Annotated in this window: 1 protein-coding gene and 1 rRNA gene; one reads left to right on the top strand and one right to left on the bottom strand. The window is 52.4% G+C overall.

Annotation, left to right across the window (positions count from 1 at the left end):
• A 23S ribosomal RNA gene (locus HMPREF2756_RS02145) occupies positions 1 to 2,723 on the bottom strand; the annotation flags it as partial.
• 38 nt (positions 2,724 to 2,761) lie between these two features.
• Here HMPREF2756_RS02145 and HMPREF2756_RS11305 point away from each other — a divergent pair.
• The coding region (locus HMPREF2756_RS11305) for a hypothetical protein (RefSeq protein ID WP_210393499.1) at positions 2,762 to 2,982 on the top strand (221 nt) is incomplete at its 3' end.

Here is a 2,982-nt window from a genome sequence, read left to right as displayed (position 1 = left end):
AGGATGCGACGAGCCGACATCGAGGTGCCAAACCATGCCGTCGATATGGACTCTTGGGCAAGATCAGCCTGTTATCCCCGAGGTACCTTTTATCCGTTGAGCGACAGCGCTTCCACAAGCCACTGCCGGATCACTAGTCCCGACTTTCGTCCCTGCTCGAGTCGCCACTCTCACAGTCAAGCTCCCTTGTGCACTTACACTCAACACCTGATTGCCAACCAGGCTGAGGGAACCTTTGGGCGCCTCCGTTACACTTTAGGAGGCAACCGCCCCAGTTAAACTACCCATCAGGCACTGTCCCTGAACCAGATCATGGCCCGAAGTTAGACATCCAGATTGACCAGAGTGGTATTTCAACAACGACTCCACCACCACTAGCGTGACAGCTTCACAGTCTCCCACCTATCCTACACAAGCCAACCCAAACACCAATACCAAACTATAGTAAAGGTCACGGGGTCTTTCCGTCCTGCTGCGCGAAACGAGCATCTTTACTCGTACTGCAATTTCACCGAGTTCATGGTTGAGACAGTAGGGAAGTCGTTACTCCATTCGTGCAGGTCGGAACTTACCCGACAAGGAATTTCGCTACCTTAGGATGGTTATAGTTACCACCGCCGTTTACTGGGGCTTAAATTCTCAGCTTCGCCCACACAGGGCTAACCAATCCTCTTAACCTTCCAGCACCGGGCAGGAGTCAGTCCGTATACCTCGTCTTACGACTTCGCACGGACCTGTGTTTTTGATAAACAGTCGCTTCCCCCTGGTCTCTGCGACCCCTACACGCTCCCCACCGCACGGGCAGATCACGCTCAGGGCCCCCCTTCTCCCGAAGTTACGGGGGCATTTTGCCGAGTTCCTTAACCATGATTCTCTCGATCGCCTTAGTATTCTCTACCTGATCACCTGTGTCGGTTTCGGGTACGGGCAGCTAAAACCTCACGCCGATGCTTTTCTCGGCAGCATAGGATCACCAAATCCCCCACAAACAAGGGGTCCCATCACGTCTCAGACACACAACCGGCGCATTTAACAACCAGTCATCCTACACGCTTAGACCACGACAACCACCGCGTGGCTTGGCTACCTTCCTGCGTCACACCTGTTAACACGCTTACCTCCAAAGCTTGGGTCCCACACACCCCACAACACCACAAAGAAAAACTTCATGACACCATGATCGGCATGGTTAGCATCACAATATCAGTATGGACGGTCCTTCACTGGTACGGGAATATCAACCCGTTCTCCATCGACTACGCCTGTCGGCCTCGCCTTAGGCCCCGACTAACCCAGGGCAGATTAACTTGACCCTGGAACCCTTGATCATCCGGCGCACGGGTTTCTCACCCGTGATTCGCTACTCATGCCTGCATTCTCACTCCCACACAATCCACCACACACTCCCGTGGCAGCTTCACCTCGTGCAGGACGCTCCCCTACCCAACCAGCCACAAAAAGCTGATTGCCACAACTTCGGCGGTGTACTTGAGCCCCGCTACATTATCGGCGCAGAATCACTTGACCAGTGAGCTATTACGCACTCTTTCAAGGATGGCTGCTTCTAAGCCAACCTCCTGGTTGTCTCAGCAACTCCACATCCTTTCCCACTTAGCACACGCTTAGGGGCCTTAGTTGATGGTCTGGGCTGTTTCCCTCTCGACAATGAAGCTTATCCCCCACTGTCTCACTGCTACACTCTCACTTACCGGCATTCGGAGTTTAGCTAACGTCAGTAACCCTCACGGGCCCATCGGCTATCCAGTAGCTCTACCTCCAGCAAGAAACATGTAACGCTGCACCTAAATGCATTTCGGGGAGAACCAGCTATCACAGAGTTTGATTGGCCTTTCACCCCTATCCACAGCTCATCCCCCCAGTTTTCAACCTAGGTGGGTTCGGTCCTCCACACGCTCTTACACGTGCTTCAACCTGGCCATGGATAGATCACTCCGCTTCGGGTCTAGATCCTGCCACTACAACGCCCTATTCAGACTCGCTTTCGCTACGACTACCCCACACGGGTTAACCTCGCGACAAAACACTAACTCGCAGGCTCATTCTTCAAAAGGCACGCCACCACCCCACACAAAAAGGGGGGCTATAACGGCTTGTAAGCACACGGTTTCAGGTACTATTTCACTCCCCTCCCGGGGTACTTTTCACCATTCCCTCACGGTACTGATCCACTATCGGTCATCAGGAAGTATTTAGACTTACCAGGTGGTCCTGGCAGATTCACACGAGATTCCACGAGCCCCGTGCTACTCGGGACATTGTCAACGCACACACAACACTTTCAACTACGGGACTCTCACCCACTACGGTCGACCATTCCAAGCCAGTTCGCCTACCATCATGCACTACGCCGGTGACCAGTTAGAACCACCACAACAACTCCCACAACACCCATGATGCAACACCTAACCGCTATCACACACCACAGGTTTAGCCTCATCCGCGTTCGCTCGCCACTACTAACAGAATCATTATTATTTTCTCTTCCTGCGGGTACTGAGATGTTTCACTTCCCCGCGTTCCCCCCAACTGGCCTATACATTCAACCAGCGGTCACCCACCAAAACGATGAGCGAGGTTTCCCCATTCGGAAATCCTCGGATCCACGCCCAGTTATCGGCTCCCCGAGGCTTATCGCAGATTCACACGTCCTTCATCGGCTCCTGATGCCAAGGCATCCACCGTGTGCCCTTAACAACTTACACACAATCAAGAAAAAGAAGAATCAAGAAACCACACAACCGTGCAGTTCCCAGAAGATGCTCGCGTCCACTATATAGTTCTCAAACAACAAACCACACCAACACCAACACCAAGAACAAACCCAGCACCAGCACCAGCCAGTCACAAACTCAGACCACACCTAGCGTGCAACCCGAAAACCCAAGAACGCACCCGAACAACACAAAAAATAATGATGACGTATACACAACACCGTGAAACAAAACAAACAACAAAAAAAAA

This window comes from Rothia sp. HMSC067H10, assembly GCF_001810635.1.
Taxonomy (GTDB): Bacteria; Actinomycetota; Actinomycetes; order Actinomycetales; family Micrococcaceae; genus Rothia; species Rothia dentocariosa.
Note: the sequence above shows the minus strand (reverse complement) of the source record. Positions and strands in the feature narration are given on the sequence as shown.